At 46.7% G+C, this 15,314-nt stretch carries 15 protein-coding genes; 11 read left to right on the top strand and 4 right to left on the bottom strand.

Annotation, left to right across the window (positions count from 1 at the left end):
* Positions 1-74 precede the first annotated feature (74 nt).
* On the bottom strand, positions 75-650 hold the full coding sequence (sepF, locus tag NWE92_08665; protein MCW4029704.1) for a cell division protein SepF: 576 nt from the start codon (positions 648-650) through the stop codon (positions 75-77).
* A 291-nt stretch (positions 651-941) separates the two neighbouring features.
* Between sepF and NWE92_08660 the strand changes: the two genes are divergently transcribed.
* The 3 genes from NWE92_08660 to NWE92_08650 all read left to right on the top strand — a co-directional run bounded on the left by NWE92_08660 (position 942) and on the right by NWE92_08650 (position 5,174).
* Positions 942-3,395, top strand: coding sequence for a PQQ-binding-like beta-propeller repeat protein (locus NWE92_08660; GenBank protein MCW4029703.1), 2,454 nt, complete (start codon positions 942-944; stop codon positions 3,393-3,395).
* Positions 3,396-3,585: 190 nt separating this feature from the next.
* Entirely contained in the window at positions 3,586-4,356 is a 771-nt protein-coding gene (locus NWE92_08655; GenBank protein MCW4029702.1) for a hypothetical protein, read from the top strand.
* Between the two features lie 29 nt (positions 4,357-4,385).
* Positions 4,386-5,174 (top strand): hypothetical protein, encoded by a 789-nt coding sequence (locus tag NWE92_08650; protein MCW4029701.1) that lies wholly within the window; start codon positions 4,386-4,388, stop codon positions 5,172-5,174.
* On the opposite strand, the gene NWE92_08645 is transcribed toward NWE92_08650, so the two are convergent.
* Positions 5,171-5,524, bottom strand: a complete 354-nt coding sequence (locus NWE92_08645) for a DUF5658 family protein (protein MCW4029700.1) — start codon at positions 5,522-5,524, stop codon at positions 5,171-5,173. The genes NWE92_08650 and NWE92_08645 overlap by 4 nt on opposite strands.
* Before the next feature lie 255 nt (positions 5,525-5,779).
* Here NWE92_08645 and NWE92_08640 point away from each other — a divergent pair, with 255 nt between their 5' ends.
* The 3 genes from NWE92_08640 to NWE92_08630 are packed head-to-tail and all read left to right on the top strand — an operon-like array spanning position 5,780 to position 9,046.
* On the top strand, positions 5,780-6,856 hold the full coding sequence (locus NWE92_08640) for an alanine--glyoxylate aminotransferase family protein (protein ID MCW4029699.1): 1,077 nt from the start codon (positions 5,780-5,782) through the stop codon (positions 6,854-6,856).
* On the top strand, positions 6,853-7,758 hold the full coding sequence (locus tag NWE92_08635; protein MCW4029698.1) for a hydroxyacid dehydrogenase: 906 nt from the start codon (positions 6,853-6,855) through the stop codon (positions 7,756-7,758). Before NWE92_08640 ends, NWE92_08635 begins: the two co-directional genes overlap by 4 nt.
* Before the next feature lie 10 nt (positions 7,759-7,768).
* The gene (locus NWE92_08630; GenBank protein MCW4029697.1) at positions 7,769-9,046 is read left to right on the top strand and encodes a DUF1015 domain-containing protein; all 1,278 of its coding nucleotides are present in this window, start codon (positions 7,769-7,771) and stop codon (positions 9,044-9,046) included.
* 7 nt (positions 9,047-9,053) lie between these two features.
* Here the strand turns inward: NWE92_08630 and NWE92_08625 are convergent, their stop codons facing one another.
* Entirely contained in the window at positions 9,054-9,194 is a 141-nt protein-coding gene (locus tag NWE92_08625; protein MCW4029696.1) for a YHS domain-containing protein, read from the bottom strand.
* A 250-nt stretch (positions 9,195-9,444) separates the two neighbouring features.
* Between NWE92_08625 and NWE92_08620 the strand changes: the two genes are divergently transcribed.
* Complete coding sequence (locus NWE92_08620) at positions 9,445-10,692, top strand: hypothetical protein (GenBank protein MCW4029695.1); 1,248 nt, start codon at positions 9,445-9,447, stop codon at positions 10,690-10,692.
* Here NWE92_08620 and NWE92_08615 read toward each other — a convergent pair.
* Positions 10,689-10,961 carry a hypothetical protein gene (locus NWE92_08615; protein MCW4029694.1) on the bottom strand — a complete coding sequence of 91 codons (273 nt, stop codon included), beginning with the start codon at positions 10,959-10,961 and terminating at the stop codon, positions 10,689-10,691. The genes NWE92_08620 and NWE92_08615 overlap by 4 nt on opposite strands.
* A gap of 244 nt (positions 10,962-11,205) precedes the next feature.
* On the opposite strand from NWE92_08615, the gene NWE92_08610 reads away from it, so the two are divergent.
* The 4 genes from NWE92_08610 (at position 11,206) to NWE92_08595 (ending at position 15,284) form a co-directional block, all read left to right on the top strand.
* Positions 11,206-12,357, top strand: coding sequence for a DEAD/DEAH box helicase (locus NWE92_08610; protein MCW4029693.1), 1,152 nt, complete (start codon positions 11,206-11,208; stop codon positions 12,355-12,357).
* A gap of 79 nt (positions 12,358-12,436) precedes the next feature.
* On the top strand, positions 12,437-13,366 hold the full coding sequence (locus NWE92_08605; GenBank protein MCW4029692.1) for a hypothetical protein: 930 nt from the start codon (positions 12,437-12,439) through the stop codon (positions 13,364-13,366).
* Positions 13,347-13,799, top strand: a complete 453-nt coding sequence (locus tag NWE92_08600) for a hypothetical protein (GenBank protein MCW4029691.1) — start codon at positions 13,347-13,349, stop codon at positions 13,797-13,799. The genes NWE92_08605 and NWE92_08600 overlap by 20 nt, the downstream gene beginning before the upstream one ends.
* A 258-nt stretch (positions 13,800-14,057) precedes the next feature.
* Entirely contained in the window at positions 14,058-15,284 is a 1,227-nt protein-coding gene (locus NWE92_08595; protein MCW4029690.1) for a hypothetical protein, read from the top strand.
* Positions 15,285-15,314: the final 30 nt, after the last annotated feature.

Genomic DNA, 15,314 nt, shown 5'->3' with positions numbered 1-15,314 from the left:
GAAACCGATAGTTCCACAGAATTCAGCAGAAATTGTCTAGCAACTAAATTGTTGGTTGTTCTAAAAATAGACGGTTACGCTGCTGAAGTTGGCAGCCCTTGATTTTTAACAACCGGTGCGGGTGTCTTTTCACGCCAAACTCTAACATTTTTTGGACAAACAACCACACGTTCTTCACCTAAACGTGCGATGTCGCCGCCGCTGGTTTCACTAAACTCATAGAGGTCATTTATGGCGGTTTTTACGTCCTCTATGCTTTTGGCGGCAAGCGGTGTTACCTTGAGAATGATGATGTTGCCGTTTTCAACTTCGGCTTTTATGGTATCTACGTCTGAAAGTTCTCGAAGGGGCATGGCTTTTAGATAAGTTTTGGCGGGTGCCTCGGGGGCTTTTGTTTCTTCTGTGGGTGCTGTTGTGACTGGTTCGGGGGGTTGCTCTGGTTCTGTTTCAACGGCTGCGGCGGCTGGTTCTTGGGTTGTTGTTTCTTCGGGTGAAGTGGTTGGGGCTTCTGTGGTTGGCTGTTCTTGTGGTGCGTCTTCTTTGGGTAGCGTCTCGGTGGCTGTTTCTTGATTTGGTGTTTCTTCTTGAGGTGGCATAGCTGTTGCTTCTTCTTCGGGTTCTTTCTTTTTGTGGAAGAGGTTAAATGGCATCTGAATTCAACCTATATTCTCTATATAAGCAGTTAAGGGTTTCTTTAATTTTGGGTTTTGCAACTGCTATGTTTTAGATGTATCAGGCACCTACATATTTGATTTGTGTTTGGTTGCCCCTAACAAATATTAGGATGCTTGACGTTTTGAGGCTGAAGCGGTAAAAAAGACCATTTTATCGGTTATCTTGTTCTACGCTATAGCTGTCTAAAGTACTCCTTTATACAAGCGCTTAAATGAACTCCCTGCGACTATGTTGCCACGGAAAAATTATTCCGGAGAAATAAATAAATGAATACAGAAAAAATTAATAAAAAAACTAAAGTCTTAGCAATCGCAATCACAGGCTTACTTTTGCTCTCTATGATGGCTTTTGTAGCACCATTCGCATCAGCAGCTACTGAACGTCAACCATACGCATTCCTATCCATCAGACCCAACCCTGTCGGCGTCGGCCAAAATACCTTAATCGTCATGTGGCTCGACTTAGTCCCGACAACTGCCTACCCCGGTCAACCTACCAAAGTCTGGCAAGACTACACTTTAACCATCACTGCACCCGATGGCAGTGTTGAAACTATTACTGAAGATTCTGACCCTGTCGCATCAGTATTCGTTACTTGGGCACCCGAACAAACAGGCAACTATACTCTGCAATTCACTTATCCGGGTGAAGTCATCGGCGACCTCACCATGAAAGCCGCTGAATCACCAGAACTTATCTTAGAAGTCCAAGATGAGCCAATCCCTGATGTGATTAATGCACCTCTGCCAACCGAATACTGGACTAGACCTATCCAAGCAACCAACCGCGGATGGGTAAGCATCGCAAACAACTGGTACGGCATAGCCGCCCTCTATGGTGCCTCTGTTAACGGTTTAACCAATTGGGTAGAAACCGGAAGTGCACCAGACAGCGCCCACATAATGTGGACAAAAGAGTTACAAATCGGCGGTCTTGCAAGTTCCGAATTAGGCGACATAGGCTACTACAGTGGCGCTTCTTATGAAAACAAATGGTCAAACACTGTTATCATTAATGGCAAGATTTACGTCAACGCACGCTTAGGCGGATCATCAAACTTGGGTTTGAGATGTATTGACATGGCTACTGGCGAAGAACTCTGGTTCCAAAACGGTACAACCATTAGTTGCGGACAAGTCTTGAACTTTGACTGCCCCAACCAACACGGCGCATTCCCATACCTCTGGTCAATGTCTGGAAGCACCTACAAAATGTATGATGCAAATACCGGCGTTGAAATTCTACAAATCGTTAACGCTACCAGCGGAGCAAGATTCACAATCGATGCTAACGGCAACCTAATTGGCTACATAGTTAGCGGTGCAAACAACTGGGTACTCAAGTGGAACTCAACCAAATGCATAGTCGCAAACAGCCCAGGTAACCCCTATGGTTGGCAATGGCGACCTGTTGCAGGCGCAAGAATTGACTGGTCCAAGGGTATTGAATGGAACAACACTGTTACTGACGTACCTGGATCACCCGGCATCGCTCAATTAGGTAAAAACACAATAATCTGTGCCAACACAGTTGTGAACGGCTCGATTGTTGTTACAGGCTACAGCACAGAAGACGGACGCCTACTCTTCACCTTTAACCAAACAAGCTCAGCTTCAGCATTTGCAAACTTCTTCTTCACAGGAGAAGTTGACGGTAAATTCGCATGGTTCCGACAGGAAACAATGCAATGGTACGGCTTTGATGCCACCACTGGTAAAAAGATTTGGGGCCCCACTGAACCTTATGAAAACGCTTGGGGTATGTACACCACTAGCGTTAACGGTCTTGGTGCTTCAAGTCCAGTGATTGCTTACGGCAAACTGTACGCAGTTGCATACGACGGCATGATCCATTGCTACGACATGGAAACTGGAAACAACGACTGGAACTACTACATTGGCGACTCAGGCTACGAAACACCTTACGGCACATGGCCTCTCGCAGCAGGTATGCACGTTGCGGTTGACGGAAAAATCTATGCTGCCACCGGTGAACACAGCCCAAGCCACCCACTGACACGCGGCGCAAAAATCGTTTGTGTTAACGCAACAACAGGCGATGAAATTTGGCGCCAAAACGGTTGGTTCGCAGCACCAGCAGTCGCTGACGGACAACTCGTTACATTCAGCCAATACGACAACTTCATCTACTGCTTCGGTAAAGGCCCAAGCCAAGTTACTGTCGATGCACCCGACGTTTCAGTTACCATGCCCGCAAGCGTTCTAATCAAAGGAACAGTCACTGACATCTCAGTAGGCACAAGCCAAAACGTACAAACCAGCCGCTTCCCAGAAGGAGTGCCCGCAGTCTCTGACGAAAGCATGTCCGACTGGATGCAATACGTCTACCAGCAAGGCGAACGACCAACCAACGCAACTGGTGTTAAAGTAACCCTTGACGTCCTTGACGCCAACGGAAACTACCGCAACATCGGTGAAACAACCAGCGACGCCAACGGCTTCTACAGCTATGAATGGTGTCCTGACATTTCAGGCAAATACACCGTATACGCTACCTTCGCAGGATCCAACTCTTACTGGCCAGCCCACTCTGAAACCGCTTTCGTCGTTGCAGACCCCGCACCCACAGCTACACCTTCCCCAGAACCACCACAGTCCATGGCTGACATGTACTTTGTTCCAGCAGTCGCTGGAATAATCGTTGCAATCCTGTTAGTTGGCGTGGTCTTAGCGCTTCTGCTACTTAGAAAACGGCCATAAAAAACCAACCAACCCTTTTCTTTTTTTATTTTTTTAATAATTTAATTGTTTTGCGAAGCCCTTGAGCATCAAGTATTTAATGAAAATATTCAGAGTTTTATACAATTTTTTTTGATTGGAAAATTGGGAGTCAGAGAAATATAGCAAACGCTTAAAAAACGAATCTCCATAAAATGGAGGAGAATACCTAATGATTAGCGATGAGAACATTCAGACTTTGATGGATTTTGGGTTGAGTTACGTTCAGTCTTTGACGTATTTGACTTTGGTTAAGTTGAAGAAGTCTGATGCAAAGACGATTGCTCGTGTTTCGACTGTGGCTCGGCAGGATATTTATCGGATTATGCCGACGTTGCAGAAGTTGGGGTTGGTGGAAAAAATAATCGGCGTCCCCACATTATATCGAGCAACCCCCATAAATAATGCAATCACTAATCTTTTAGAAAACAAAAAAAGAGAATACGATACCTTAATCGAAAAAACTGATTTGCTGATCAATAATTTCCCCAAAAGTGATGAAGAGATCTCTTTGGGGGCTGATGACACTCAATTTGTACTTATTTCCGAGTTGTCCCTTCTGCTTAAACTGCACGAAAAATTAACCTCGGATTGCCAAAGCACACTTGACATTATGATGCCTTTGAGTAAATATTCCCGAAAAGTAGAGGAACAATGGTTCCGCGTCAACGAAACCGTTAGGCAAAAAAATCAAATAAAAATTAGGTTGATAACTGAAAAGCCCCAAGACAACGAGACTTACTTTATGTTTTGGACGCCTCTGCTAAAGAACCCTCTATTCCAAATAAAATACACTTCTGCGCCTATACCAGTTTTTATGCATATATTTGACCGTAAACAATTTACTTTATCAGTAGGTAAGCATGAAATCCTTCCCAGTTTGTGGTCTAACAATCCTAACATAGTCCAGTTGGCTCTTACCTACTTCAATAAATTATGGTAAAAAAGACAACCTCCTAAAGTAGATGCGCTATGATTAAAGAAGACGATATTCAGACTTTGATGGATTTTGGGTTGAGTTACGTTCAGTCTTTGACGTATTTGACTTTGGTTAAGTTGAAGAAGTCTGATGCAAAGACGATTGCTCGTGTTTCGACTGTGGCTCGGCAGGATATTTATCGGATTATGCCGACGTTGCAGAAGTTGGGGTTGGTGGAAAAAATAATCGGTTCCCCCACAATGTATATCGCTACGCCGATTCAGAATGCGGTTTCCATTTTGGTTGACTATAAAAAACGAGAATACACCAGTCTGCTCAAACGGTCAGGTTCATTAGTTGAGAGCCTCTCTTCAATGGAAGAAAAAGTATCCCCTTCTGAGGAAGACACACAGTTTGTGATTACCTCCGAGTTGTCTCTTCTTCTTCGTTTACATGAAAAAATGACTAAACAATGCCAAAACACCCTAGATATCCTCGTGCCTCTTCGGGGCGTTCCCAGCAAAGTTGGGGATGAATGGAACTTTCTTAGAGGTATGCTAAAACAGCGGCAAATCGAAACTCGCTTAATCACGCATAGACCTGAAAGCCAAGATTCAGCGTTCGTGTTTTGGGAACCTCTGCTGGATGAGCCCTTCTTTCACGCGAGGTATTATGATGGTCCTATCCATTTTGGCATGCACATTTTTGACCGTCAACAACTCACCCTGTCCGTTCGGGGGCATGAGTTACTGCCGAGTTTATGGTCTAACAGCCCTAACATGATATTTTTAGCCACAACATATTATGACAAATTGTGGAACTCAAAGAAAACAAGCCCTTAAGCAAAAAGAACCAGCAGATTATTTACCACAACAATTATCATGAAAGACAATAATCCAACGTAGCTGATTTTGAACAGTGCTTGGAAAATCTTGTAGTTTTTGCTTTCCTTGTTTTCACTTTGGTTTAGGGCTCTTTTGGCTAGAATTAAACTTGCGGCTGTGAAGAGGGTTGCCCCTATCTTTAGCAGCATAAACCCTGCGATGTTTGTGTTAACTAACCCTGTAAGGACTGGGTTGGCTTCCACTGCGCCTGCGTAGATGACGCCTACTGCTGTGGTTGCACAATCCATCAAACCCATCAGGACTAGCACTAAGCTTGGGAATGCTTGGGTTATTTGTGGTTTAGCCACATACATGCCTCTTATTTTCCTCTTAATTCAGAGGTCAGCATGATAGCATAATAATCAGATTTCAAAACTCGACATATTCCCCAAACCACAACAATCCCTCAATTTGCTTTGTCGAATCAAAAGCAAAATCGCCTCTAAACAAAACCGCAGGGTTGGTTTTGTGGCTTCTTAGCATTTTTGTTGATTAAAACGCATGAAGTTGTGCACATAAGCCTTATATTATTAAGGCTAACCTCTTTTGCTGAAGGCTTATCTATGCATAAGAAACTCTTGATTCCGGGTCCCACAGAAGTAAGTAAAGAAATCCTAAATGAACAAACTCAGTTTTTAATTGGTCATAGAGAAACAGCGTTCTCCGACCTCTACGGCGGAATCACCGATAAAATCAGCCGATACTTCCAATTAACCCCCGACTACCAACCAACCGTCACCACTGGCTCAGGCACCCTGTGGTTTGACATCGTTGGTCGAAGCATCGTTAAACAAAAAGCACTCGCATGCGTCAACGGCGCTTTCTCACAACGCTGTGCCCAGACACTAAAAGCATGCGGCAAAGAAACCGACATCCTAGAAGTCGAGATGGGTAAAGCCATCAAACCCGAAATGGTCGCCGAAAAACTTGCAGGCGGCAAATACGACACCCTCACCATTTGCCACAACGAAACATCCACAGGCGTTAGAAGCCCAGTCGCTGAAATCGGCAAAATGGTCAAAAAAGAATACCCTGACATAATCTTCGCTGTAGACGCAGTTTCTTCCATGGCAGGTGACAAAACCTTCCCCCAAGAATTCAACTGCGATGTCCTCTTTGGCAGCACCCAGAAATGCTTCGCTTTACCCCCTGGCTTAGCTGTCGCGTTAGTATCTAACCGCGCTATCGAACGCGCCAAAGAAGTTCCTAACCGCGGTGCTTACACTGACCTCGTGGATATATTCGAGTTTGAAAAGAAACATCAAACTCCCTTTACCCCAAACATTTCCCTGCTCTACGCCCTCAACAAACGCATGGATCTATTGCTTGAAGAAACCTACGACAAAGTCTACCAACGTCACCTCGACATGGCAAACTACACTCAGGCATGGGCAAAGAAACACTTCGCCATGTACCCCGAACCTGGCTACGAATCCATAACAGTTAGCTGCATAACCAACACGTTAGGCAAAAACGTAAAGGAACTTAACCAAAAACTTGGCGAGCACGGCTTCCTAATCAGCGGTGGCTATGGCAAGATGGCAGAAAAAACCTTCCGCATAGGTCACATGGGTGAATGGAACCTCTCGGGCATCAAAGAAGTGATTGCTTTAATTGATGAACTCTGGGGATTAGCGTGACCATAAAAGTCCTCGTAAGTGACCGCATAGCAGATGAAGGCATAAAGTGCCTCCAAAATCAAGGCTATGAGGTTACTTGCGGTTGGACTATACCCAAACCTGAGCTCCCCAAAATCATCGGCGACTTTGATGTGCTAATCGTTCGTTCCGCCACCAAAGTCCGCGGCGAACTTCTCGAAAACGCTAAAAACCTTAAGGTAATCGGACGCGCAGGTGAAGGACTTGACAATGTTGACTTTGAACGCGCCAAAACTCTCGGCATCACCCTTGTCAATACCCCTCATGTTTCTTATTTGAGTGTGGCAGAACTCGCCATCGGTCATATGATAGCCTTGAGCCGCAACATTGTACAGGGCACCCTGACATTGAGAGAGGGGAAATGGGAAAAAGAAAAACTGATGGGTACCGAAATCAACGGCAAAACGCTGGGTGTCATCGGTTGTGGTTACATTGGCAAAACAGTTGAACGTTTAGCTATAGCGTTAGGCATGCATGTTTTGCCCGTGGAAGAATGTGTGGTTGACCGCTTTGTTCCCCTCGCGGAGATGCTTCCCAAAGCAGACTACATTACTCTACATGTCCCGCTTACCCCAAAAACCCGCCATTTAATCTCCACCAAAGAATTTGACCTTATGAAAACTGGCGTACGCATTATCGACTGCAGTCGAGGTGGAGTCGTTGACCAAGAAGCCCTCTACCAAGCTCTCGTAACGGGCAAAGTTGCAGGTGCCGCTGTCGATGTCTTTGAAGAGGAACCACCCAAAAACCCCAAACTACTAACCTTACCAAACGTTATAGCTACGCCTCATATTGGCGCCCAAACGCATGAGGCACAACTGAAGGCAAGCATACAAATAGCTAATGCGGTTATAGATGCGCTAAAAAAGAAAGATATATCGTGAGCTGACCCCGTTGGTTGATATTAGACCGTTTAAGGCAATAACTTACACGTCAAAAGCAGGCGACCCCGAAAGCCTCATCACACAACCCTACGACAAAATCGACGCCCAAATGCAAAAAGAATACTACGAGCAGTCCCCCTACAATTACTGCCGCCTTATTCTCCCGTTGGAAGCTGACAAATATAACGTTGCCAACCAACGCATCCAAACTTGGCTAAACGAGGATGTAATGCAAAAAGAGTCTGCTCCAGCGCTCTTTATTTCTCGTCAAGAATTCACTTTGGACGGCAAAACCTACCAACGTACTGGCGTTATTGCCGCAATGAGGCTCTATCCGTACGAAGAAAACATCGTTTTCCCCCATGAACGCACCTACAAAGCGCCCAAAGCCGACCGCCTCAACATGCTCCGTACTGTCCAAAAAGACCTCGAACACATCTTCCTCATCTACCAAGACCCCCAACGCAAAACCCTCGCCTTCTTTGATGAAGTCGCCAAAACCCCGCCCATAATCAAAGCCACCGACTCCTTAGGCGTCAAGCAAACCGTTTGGAAAGTAACCGACCCCCAGAAAATCAAAGCGCTACAAGCCGAGCTTGCTGATAAGCCAATTGTCATAACCGATGGTCACCACAGATACGAAAGTGCCCTTGCCTACCGCGATGAGATGCGCGCCAAAGGCAACTGGCGTCCTGATGACGCTTTCAACTTTCACATGGCATATCTGGTGCCCGTACAGGATGAGGGTCTAGTCGTGTTGCCGACACATAGGCTCCTAAAAAACCACACTTTAACCCCCGAAGTTATGGAGCGTTTCCGATGCTTCTTTGACCTCCAAGAAGTCAAACCCACTACCGAAGCCATCGAAAGCTATCTTACCAGCCACTTTAACGAGCACGCGTTTTGTGTCTACGATGGCAAACACGCCTTTGGACTGTTGCTCAAGCATGATAAAGCCGTTTATGACTTCGTTAACGAAAATGTCTCTAAAGACACCAAAATCTTTGACGTTGTCATTCTCCGCGACATCGTCTTCAAAGTTATCCTAAAAACCGGCGAACTAAACCTCGACGACACCATCCTCTATGTACGCTGGACCAAAACTGCCCTAAAGAAAATCCAAGACGGCGAAGCAACCCTTGCATTTCTAGTAAACCCTATCAGCGCAAAAACTGTTGCCACCATCGCGGTACAGCACGAATTGCTGCCTGAAAAAAGCACGGACTTCTACCCGAAAATGGCGTCAGGTTTCATGATGATGGATATATCCCGCGGAGAAACCCTTTAGCCAACTTTTATTTTACGAATTTGGTGGGTTGGCGTTTGAAGCGTTTTTTGCAGACGAGACTGCAGAAATGGTAGGTTTCGCCTTCGTAAGAAATCTTAAACTTCGCAGTATTCTCGTCTAAGACAGTTCCACAAACTGGATCACGCATCGACACGGGTAAACAGTAGCCTCAACACTGATTGCATCCTTCTCGCTTTTATGGTTAGTGGTCAAATTCACATAAAGCGCCGTGCCCCCCTCCAAACCCTCTATGCATAGGTTGCTGTGGCTGGGTTAACGTTGGTTTGGCGGCTTATGCGTTTGGCTGTCGTTTCGTTTTTATTGTTGGCGCGGCTGTAGATATGATGATTTTTGGGTCAATCAAAGACTTGTCTAATTATCCCCTAGGATGTGGCATTTTGAATCGAAAGCTACCCGCATTTTTAGCAATGCTGTTCTTCCTCTCCGTTGCCGTCATGCCCTTTTGCGGTGCGGGACTGGTTTTTTCGGATAACTTCTCGTCTGGCAACTTTGCAGGCTGGACTCAAACCGATGTTGGACCGGGCGCCAGCCAAACCGTCACCAACGGTGTTGCCCGATTCGTGGTGCCTGCGCCTGCCTCCGCTGGGATCTGCACCTATTCTTTGCTTAGAGCGGGAGGCTTCACCTCCACTCCCAACAGCACAATTGTTGCCTCCGCAGACTTCTACTTCACCAAAGTCCCCAATGGTCTTTCCCAAGGCTCCACCGCCATATTCTTCCTCTACCTATGCGACTCCACCGACTTAAGCGGCAATCAGGGCAACTTCGGCGTAGGCATTGACGCATGTGCTGCTTGGGCGATTTGGATTGGCGGCAACCCCATCTACACGTATGCGGTTCAGTCGGCGGGTGCAGCTCCTGTCAGCAACACATGGTATCATCTGGATTTGACGGTAGATAACTCAAAGGGGACAGTAACTTTGGCGGTAAATGGGGCGGCGGTGATTTTTGCAGCGCAGGCGCAGTTCACTGATAGGGTGCACCCTATTACTTTGATTGTGGGCATGGGGGAGGATTGGTGGTGGCAGGGCATGGGGCAGCATGAAGTGGATGTGTCTAATGTACGGTTAGATATTTCGGACGCCGCTTCGATTCCCCAAACAGTGGCTACTTCCCCTCCGATAACTGCCGCTACCCCCAAGCCTACTGTTACAGCTTCGGCTTCGCCTCGGCCAACTCCTACTAAGGAGCCGTCGCCGTCTCCTGTGCAGCAAGAATTGAATTTTACCCTAAACGGAAACCGCACCAACGCCCAAATAACCCACCTCACCCTAACAGCAGACCCAGAGGCTCGCACAACTACTTTCAACTTCAACTTGTCCACCCTCAAAGCGGGCACAGCCAACTTGACCATACCCAAACAAAACCTAACCTACACCCCAACCTATCCCCAAATATACATTGACACCCAACAAGCGCCAAATCAAGGCTACACTCAAGACGAAAAAAACTATTACGTGTGGACCCAACTCAATGCGGGCGACCACAATGTATCCGTAGTATTCACCGCGTCTGCGTCTGGTTCCCCCTCTGTTCCTTTTCCGGTGGGGCTGCTTTTAGTTGCGGTGTTGGTTATTGTTGGCTGCTTAGCTGTGGTGGTGCTTTTTAGAAAAAATAGGCGTTAGTCTTCTTCTGCGTCTTCTTTTGCTAATTCATCTGCGATGGTGTCGGTGTGGCTGATGGCGTTTTTTCGGGTGACTTTTTTGCTGGGTGGCTCTTGTTCGTGTCCCCGCATGAAGCCCTCTTCGGCTGCGGTGATTTCGTCGTCTTCAAGCATTTCTTCGCGGGTTCCAGTGTCGTAAATGTCATCGGTTTCTTCTTCACGTTCTGCCTCGTCTAGGGGTGGGCCGTCGTAGAAGTAGGGTGGCGCTTTTTTGGCTTTGTTTTTACTCATTTGTGTTCTCTCCAAGTGTAGGGAGTGTAACCCGTATGGTTTTATGGGTATGTGACTGTGCCTACACAACCACAGCATAATCGTTAATCCCGAAACATCGGGTTTGCATTAAAATTTGCTAAATGTTTTTATACGCGCGAACACCATTTTGGGCTGTCACATTAACTCATGTATCCAAAGCTCCAAAAACAGCTTCTATGCGAATCCATGAAAAATCCTGTGGCAGAAGAAGTAACGATAAAAAATGCAAATTCAATCCTTTAAGGACTTATCATTAAGCAACGAAGTCCAAAGAAGTATATCTGAACTCGGGTTTGACCAGCTTTTTCCGATTCAAGCCCAAGCTATCACTCCTTTGCTTGAAGGCAAAGACGTTATTGGGCAAGCTCAAACTGGAACAGGCAAAACCGCCGCATTCGGCGTCCCAATGGTTCAGCGGCTCGACCGTGAAGTCCGCGGCGTCCAAGGACTAGTTTTGGTTCCTACACGCGAATTAGCGGTGCAAGTTGCCGATAACCTATCAAAATTCGGCAAATATTCACGCATCAAAGTTTTAGCCGTTTACGGCGGAGAATCAATTAACAAACAAATCCACAGTTTAGCCAGCGGTGTCCAAATCGTTGTCGGCACACCCGGCAGACTCATTGACCTTATGGAACGCCGCGTACTTAACCTATCAGGTGTACGCATTGTGGTTCTTGACGAAGCTGACCGCATGCTTGACATGGGCTTCACAGAAGACGTAGAATATATCCTCTCCAAAACTCCGCGTGAACGCCAAACGAGCCTTTTCAGCGCAACCATGGATGACTCTGTGTGGCGCGTCTGTAACCGCTACCTCAAAAACCCAGAGAAAATCCTTGTCAGCAAAGACGAAATCGCCCTCACCCAAATGAAACAATACTACACCGTTGTAAATCAAGGCAGCAAACTCGGTGCCCTCTGCGAAATTCTCCACGATGACCGCGTCGACAAAGCCATCATTTTCTGTCGCACCCGCCATGAAACCAGTCGACTTGCTGACCAACTCTACAAGAAAGGCTTCCGTACCCAAGTGCTCCACGCAGGCTTCACTCAAGCGCAACGCGACCGTGCCATTAACGACTTCAAAGTTGGCAGATGCAGCCTTCTAGTTGCAACTGATGTTGCCGCAAGAGGCTTAGATATAGAAGGAATCACCCACATCATCAACTTCGATGTACCCAATGATCCCCCAGTCTATTTCCACCGCATTGGCAGAACCGCACGCAAAGGCGAAGAAGGAACCGCAATCACTTTAGTTAGCTATGGCGAAATGAGTGACTTCAACAACATCAAAGCTCTCACTAAAACCAAAATCACGCCGCTCAACGCTGAACCTGTCGCAGAAGACTCGCCGATTCAGAGTTTCTATTAAGCTGTTTCAGCTCCATTCTTTTTGGAGCCCGCTTTTTTCATTAAAATATATAACATCAACCTATGTATAATGCTGGTCTATGAACAAGCTGGTTTCAAGCGTTGTTGGAGCATTTGTGGGGTTTACAAATAAGAGTTTAATCAAGAACCTCATCATAATCTCGCTTTGTATCTGCTTGGTGTTTTTGCAGGTTTTCTTTCCCTACCAGCATTTTGCGCAGGCTGAGAAAAATCAGAATTCCGACTTCAAAGTCGGTATCCATTATGTTTTTGAACAGGACAACTTGACCCAAATCAGCGGCGAAGTTGTGCGTATTCACGATTTAGGCTTCAAAGTTATTCGTATAACGCTTGAATGTAACCCTGAAGACTACAACGACACCATGAACCTCAAAGCCGACGAGTTCTTCGCCGCCACCGACAACGCGGGTTTAGAGGTTGCTTTAGTGGTTCAAAACGCTTGTCCCGTTGAGAAAATCGATTATTATCTGGACCGTTGGGGCAGTCACCTCTCCTACATTCAGGTGTTAAATGAGCCTGAATTGTCCCAAAGCTGGACTGTGGGTTCGCTTTTTACTGATGACGAGTTAACCTCAAAATTTGACTTAATGTATCAAACCATAACTGCCCACAATTTGCCTGTGCAGTACTATACTAACTTTGGCATTGGCTACGTTTTGCGTATCAATGTGCCTATGGAGCTTAGCAGCAAACTGGACTTTGTAGGTTTAGATATTTTCATGGAGTCTTTTCTGGTTTTGTCGCCGCATTTCATCAATAACCTGCATCAAATCACTGGTAAAGATGTGGTGATAACCGAGTTCGGCATGTCCACGGGCGACAGTCAAGCCCAGACTGATTTTATCATTAAGGGGCTCACTCTGTTTAGGAACATGGGTTTGAAGGGCTGCTGGCTGGTGTATTGGAATAGTGATTTCGATAATTATGGCATTCGGGATAGACCAACAATGACTGCAGTGGGGGATTGGATTGCAAAAAACGCTAACTGATAACCGATTCTTCAATCATCTACGGCATCTGCATTTAATCGAGAAGCTCTTGATTCAGGGGGTTTTTGTAGTGGCGGTTTTGGTTATTGCTCAGGTATGGATAAATTCCGAAACAGTTCAACTCATTTCTTACATGCCGCCCTTTGGCTTTGCCTTCCTCGCCATAATCACCTACCTCATTCAACCGCTAATCATAGGCGTCCTCAATATCGTCCTCATCCAGTTGCTCTATAAAACCCGCGGATGGCAGGTTGGGTTTTGGCTAAACGGCATATTCTTGGTGCTCCTGTTTACCTCGGTGAATCTTGTGATGCAAACAACCACCGACTTATCATTCACCTCCATAACCGTCATCGACTTGGTGCTGCTGTCCTTTCCCTTTGGGGTGCTTGCGCGTTTTAGCAATGGCGGATGGAAAAAACCAATCAATTAGCCAAGTACACCTTAACGGATAGCCTCTGGGTCTACACCCTTCCCTTAATTACTGGTTTTCAACATGCTAATGCGCTTGTTTTGCGCCAATACGGACCTACCCCCCTTAGGTTTCTGCATAGAACCACTAATAGGATCCAAATAGGCTGCAAATAGCTAAACGGTGTTCTTTGTTGCGCCTCGTAGATTGGGAACCTATTTTTAGTTGCGGGGGCATGGTATTTTTGATTTTTGTGGCTGATTTTCGGAGGCGATTCTTTTGAGGAGCGCCCTTCTGTTATCCATTTTTGTTGTGGTTGTAGCGGCTGCTTTGGTTTCTGCTCTGCTTATCTGGCCCTACCTTACCTCGAACAATAACGGTGCTGCGCAACCAGAGTTTTTCTTCGGGGTTTCCTTCAACGGCAACACCACATCAGACGCCGAAGTCCTCATTGACCGAGTTAAAGGCTTCACTAATCTCTTTGTCATGCAGTCCTATCCCGTTAGCATAAACGAAACCGCGTTAAACGAAGTTCTCAACTACGCTGTGGCCGCAGATTTGTATGTGATTGCAGCGTTCGGGTACTTCAACCCCAACATTACTTGGCAAATCCCATGGCTTGACTACGCCAAAGCCACTTGGGGCAGCCGCTTCTTAGGCGTTTACCTCAATGATGAACCCGGCGGGCAAACCATAGATACCAATTGGACGGGGTACTTCAACCAAATCCGCATACGCAACACGTCGAGGTACTACACGCATGACGGCGGCAACGCGATTGATTTGCATCTAAACGGGTCTTCACCTGTGGATAACAGTCAGGCGGCATATCACTTCTTAGACAGCGTAGAAAATGGGGTGGGGCTCCAAGAACTCAAAAGCCGCGAAATCCACGCTTACACCAGCGACTACGCCCTGTACTGGTTCGACTACAAAGGCGGCTACGACACCATATTCGCCGAGTTCGGCTCCAACCAAAGCATCGACCAAACCATCGCGCTGGCGCGGGGAGCTGCCCGAGTGCAAAACAAAACCTGGGGCGCCATCATAACCTGGACCTACAACCAACCCCCCTACCTCGTAAACGGCACCGAACTCTACAGCCAACTCGTCCAAGCCTACGAGGCAGGCGCAAAATATGCAGTCATCTTCGATTACCCCCAAATTGACGACAACCCCTACGGAATCCTAACCGAAGACCAACTAGCGGCAATGGAGCAATTCTGGAACGACATCCCCTACCTAACCGTCAAGCCGCCGCCAACCGTCGCGTTTGTCATGCCTAACAATTACGGCTGGGGAATGCGAAACCCCAACGACCCGCTTTGGGGTCTCTGGCCACCCGACAAGGTGTCCGCACAAATCTGGAACACCACCCGACAACTCCTCAAAGAATACGGCTCCAACTTCGACATAATCTACGATGACCAACAATTCCCCATTGCGGGGCAGTATAGGCGGCTCTACTTCTGGAACCAAACGCTAATAGGCGGAAACGGCTTTTAACCCCCAACCGCACCATAATGCACGGTGTCT

The sequence above is a fragment of the Candidatus Bathyarchaeota archaeon genome (assembly GCA_026014745.1).
In the GTDB taxonomy this organism is placed as follows: Archaea; Thermoproteota; Bathyarchaeia; order Bathyarchaeales; family Bathycorpusculaceae; genus Bathycorpusculum.
Note: the sequence above shows the minus strand (reverse complement) of the source record. Positions and strands in the feature narration are given on the sequence as shown.

Bases quoted from the DNA above. Each gene is read 5' to 3' on its own strand.
- sepF (MCW4029704.1), bottom strand. From the start codon at position 650: ATGCCATTTAACCTCTTCCACAAAAAGAAAGAACCCGAAGAAGAAGCA.
- NWE92_08660 (MCW4029703.1), top strand. From the start codon at position 942: ATGAATACAGAAAAAATTAATAAAAAAACTAAAGTCTTAGCAATCGCA.
- NWE92_08655 (MCW4029702.1), top strand. From the start codon at position 3,586: ATGATTAGCGATGAGAACATTCAGACTTTGATGGATTTTGGGTTGAGT.
- NWE92_08650 (MCW4029701.1), top strand. From the start codon at position 4,386: ATGATTAAAGAAGACGATATTCAGACTTTGATGGATTTTGGGTTGAGT.
- NWE92_08640 (MCW4029699.1), top strand. From the start codon at position 5,780: ATGCATAAGAAACTCTTGATTCCGGGTCCCACAGAAGTAAGTAAAGAA.
- NWE92_08625 (MCW4029696.1), bottom strand. From the start codon at position 9,194: ATGCGTGATCCAGTTTGTGGAACTGTCTTAGACGAGAATACTGCGAAG.
- NWE92_08615 (MCW4029694.1), bottom strand. From the start codon at position 10,961: ATGAGTAAAAACAAAGCCAAAAAAGCGCCACCCTACTTCTACGACGGC.
- NWE92_08610 (MCW4029693.1), top strand. From the start codon at position 11,206: ATGCAAATTCAATCCTTTAAGGACTTATCATTAAGCAACGAAGTCCAA.
- NWE92_08605 (MCW4029692.1), top strand. From the start codon at position 12,437: ATGAACAAGCTGGTTTCAAGCGTTGTTGGAGCATTTGTGGGGTTTACA.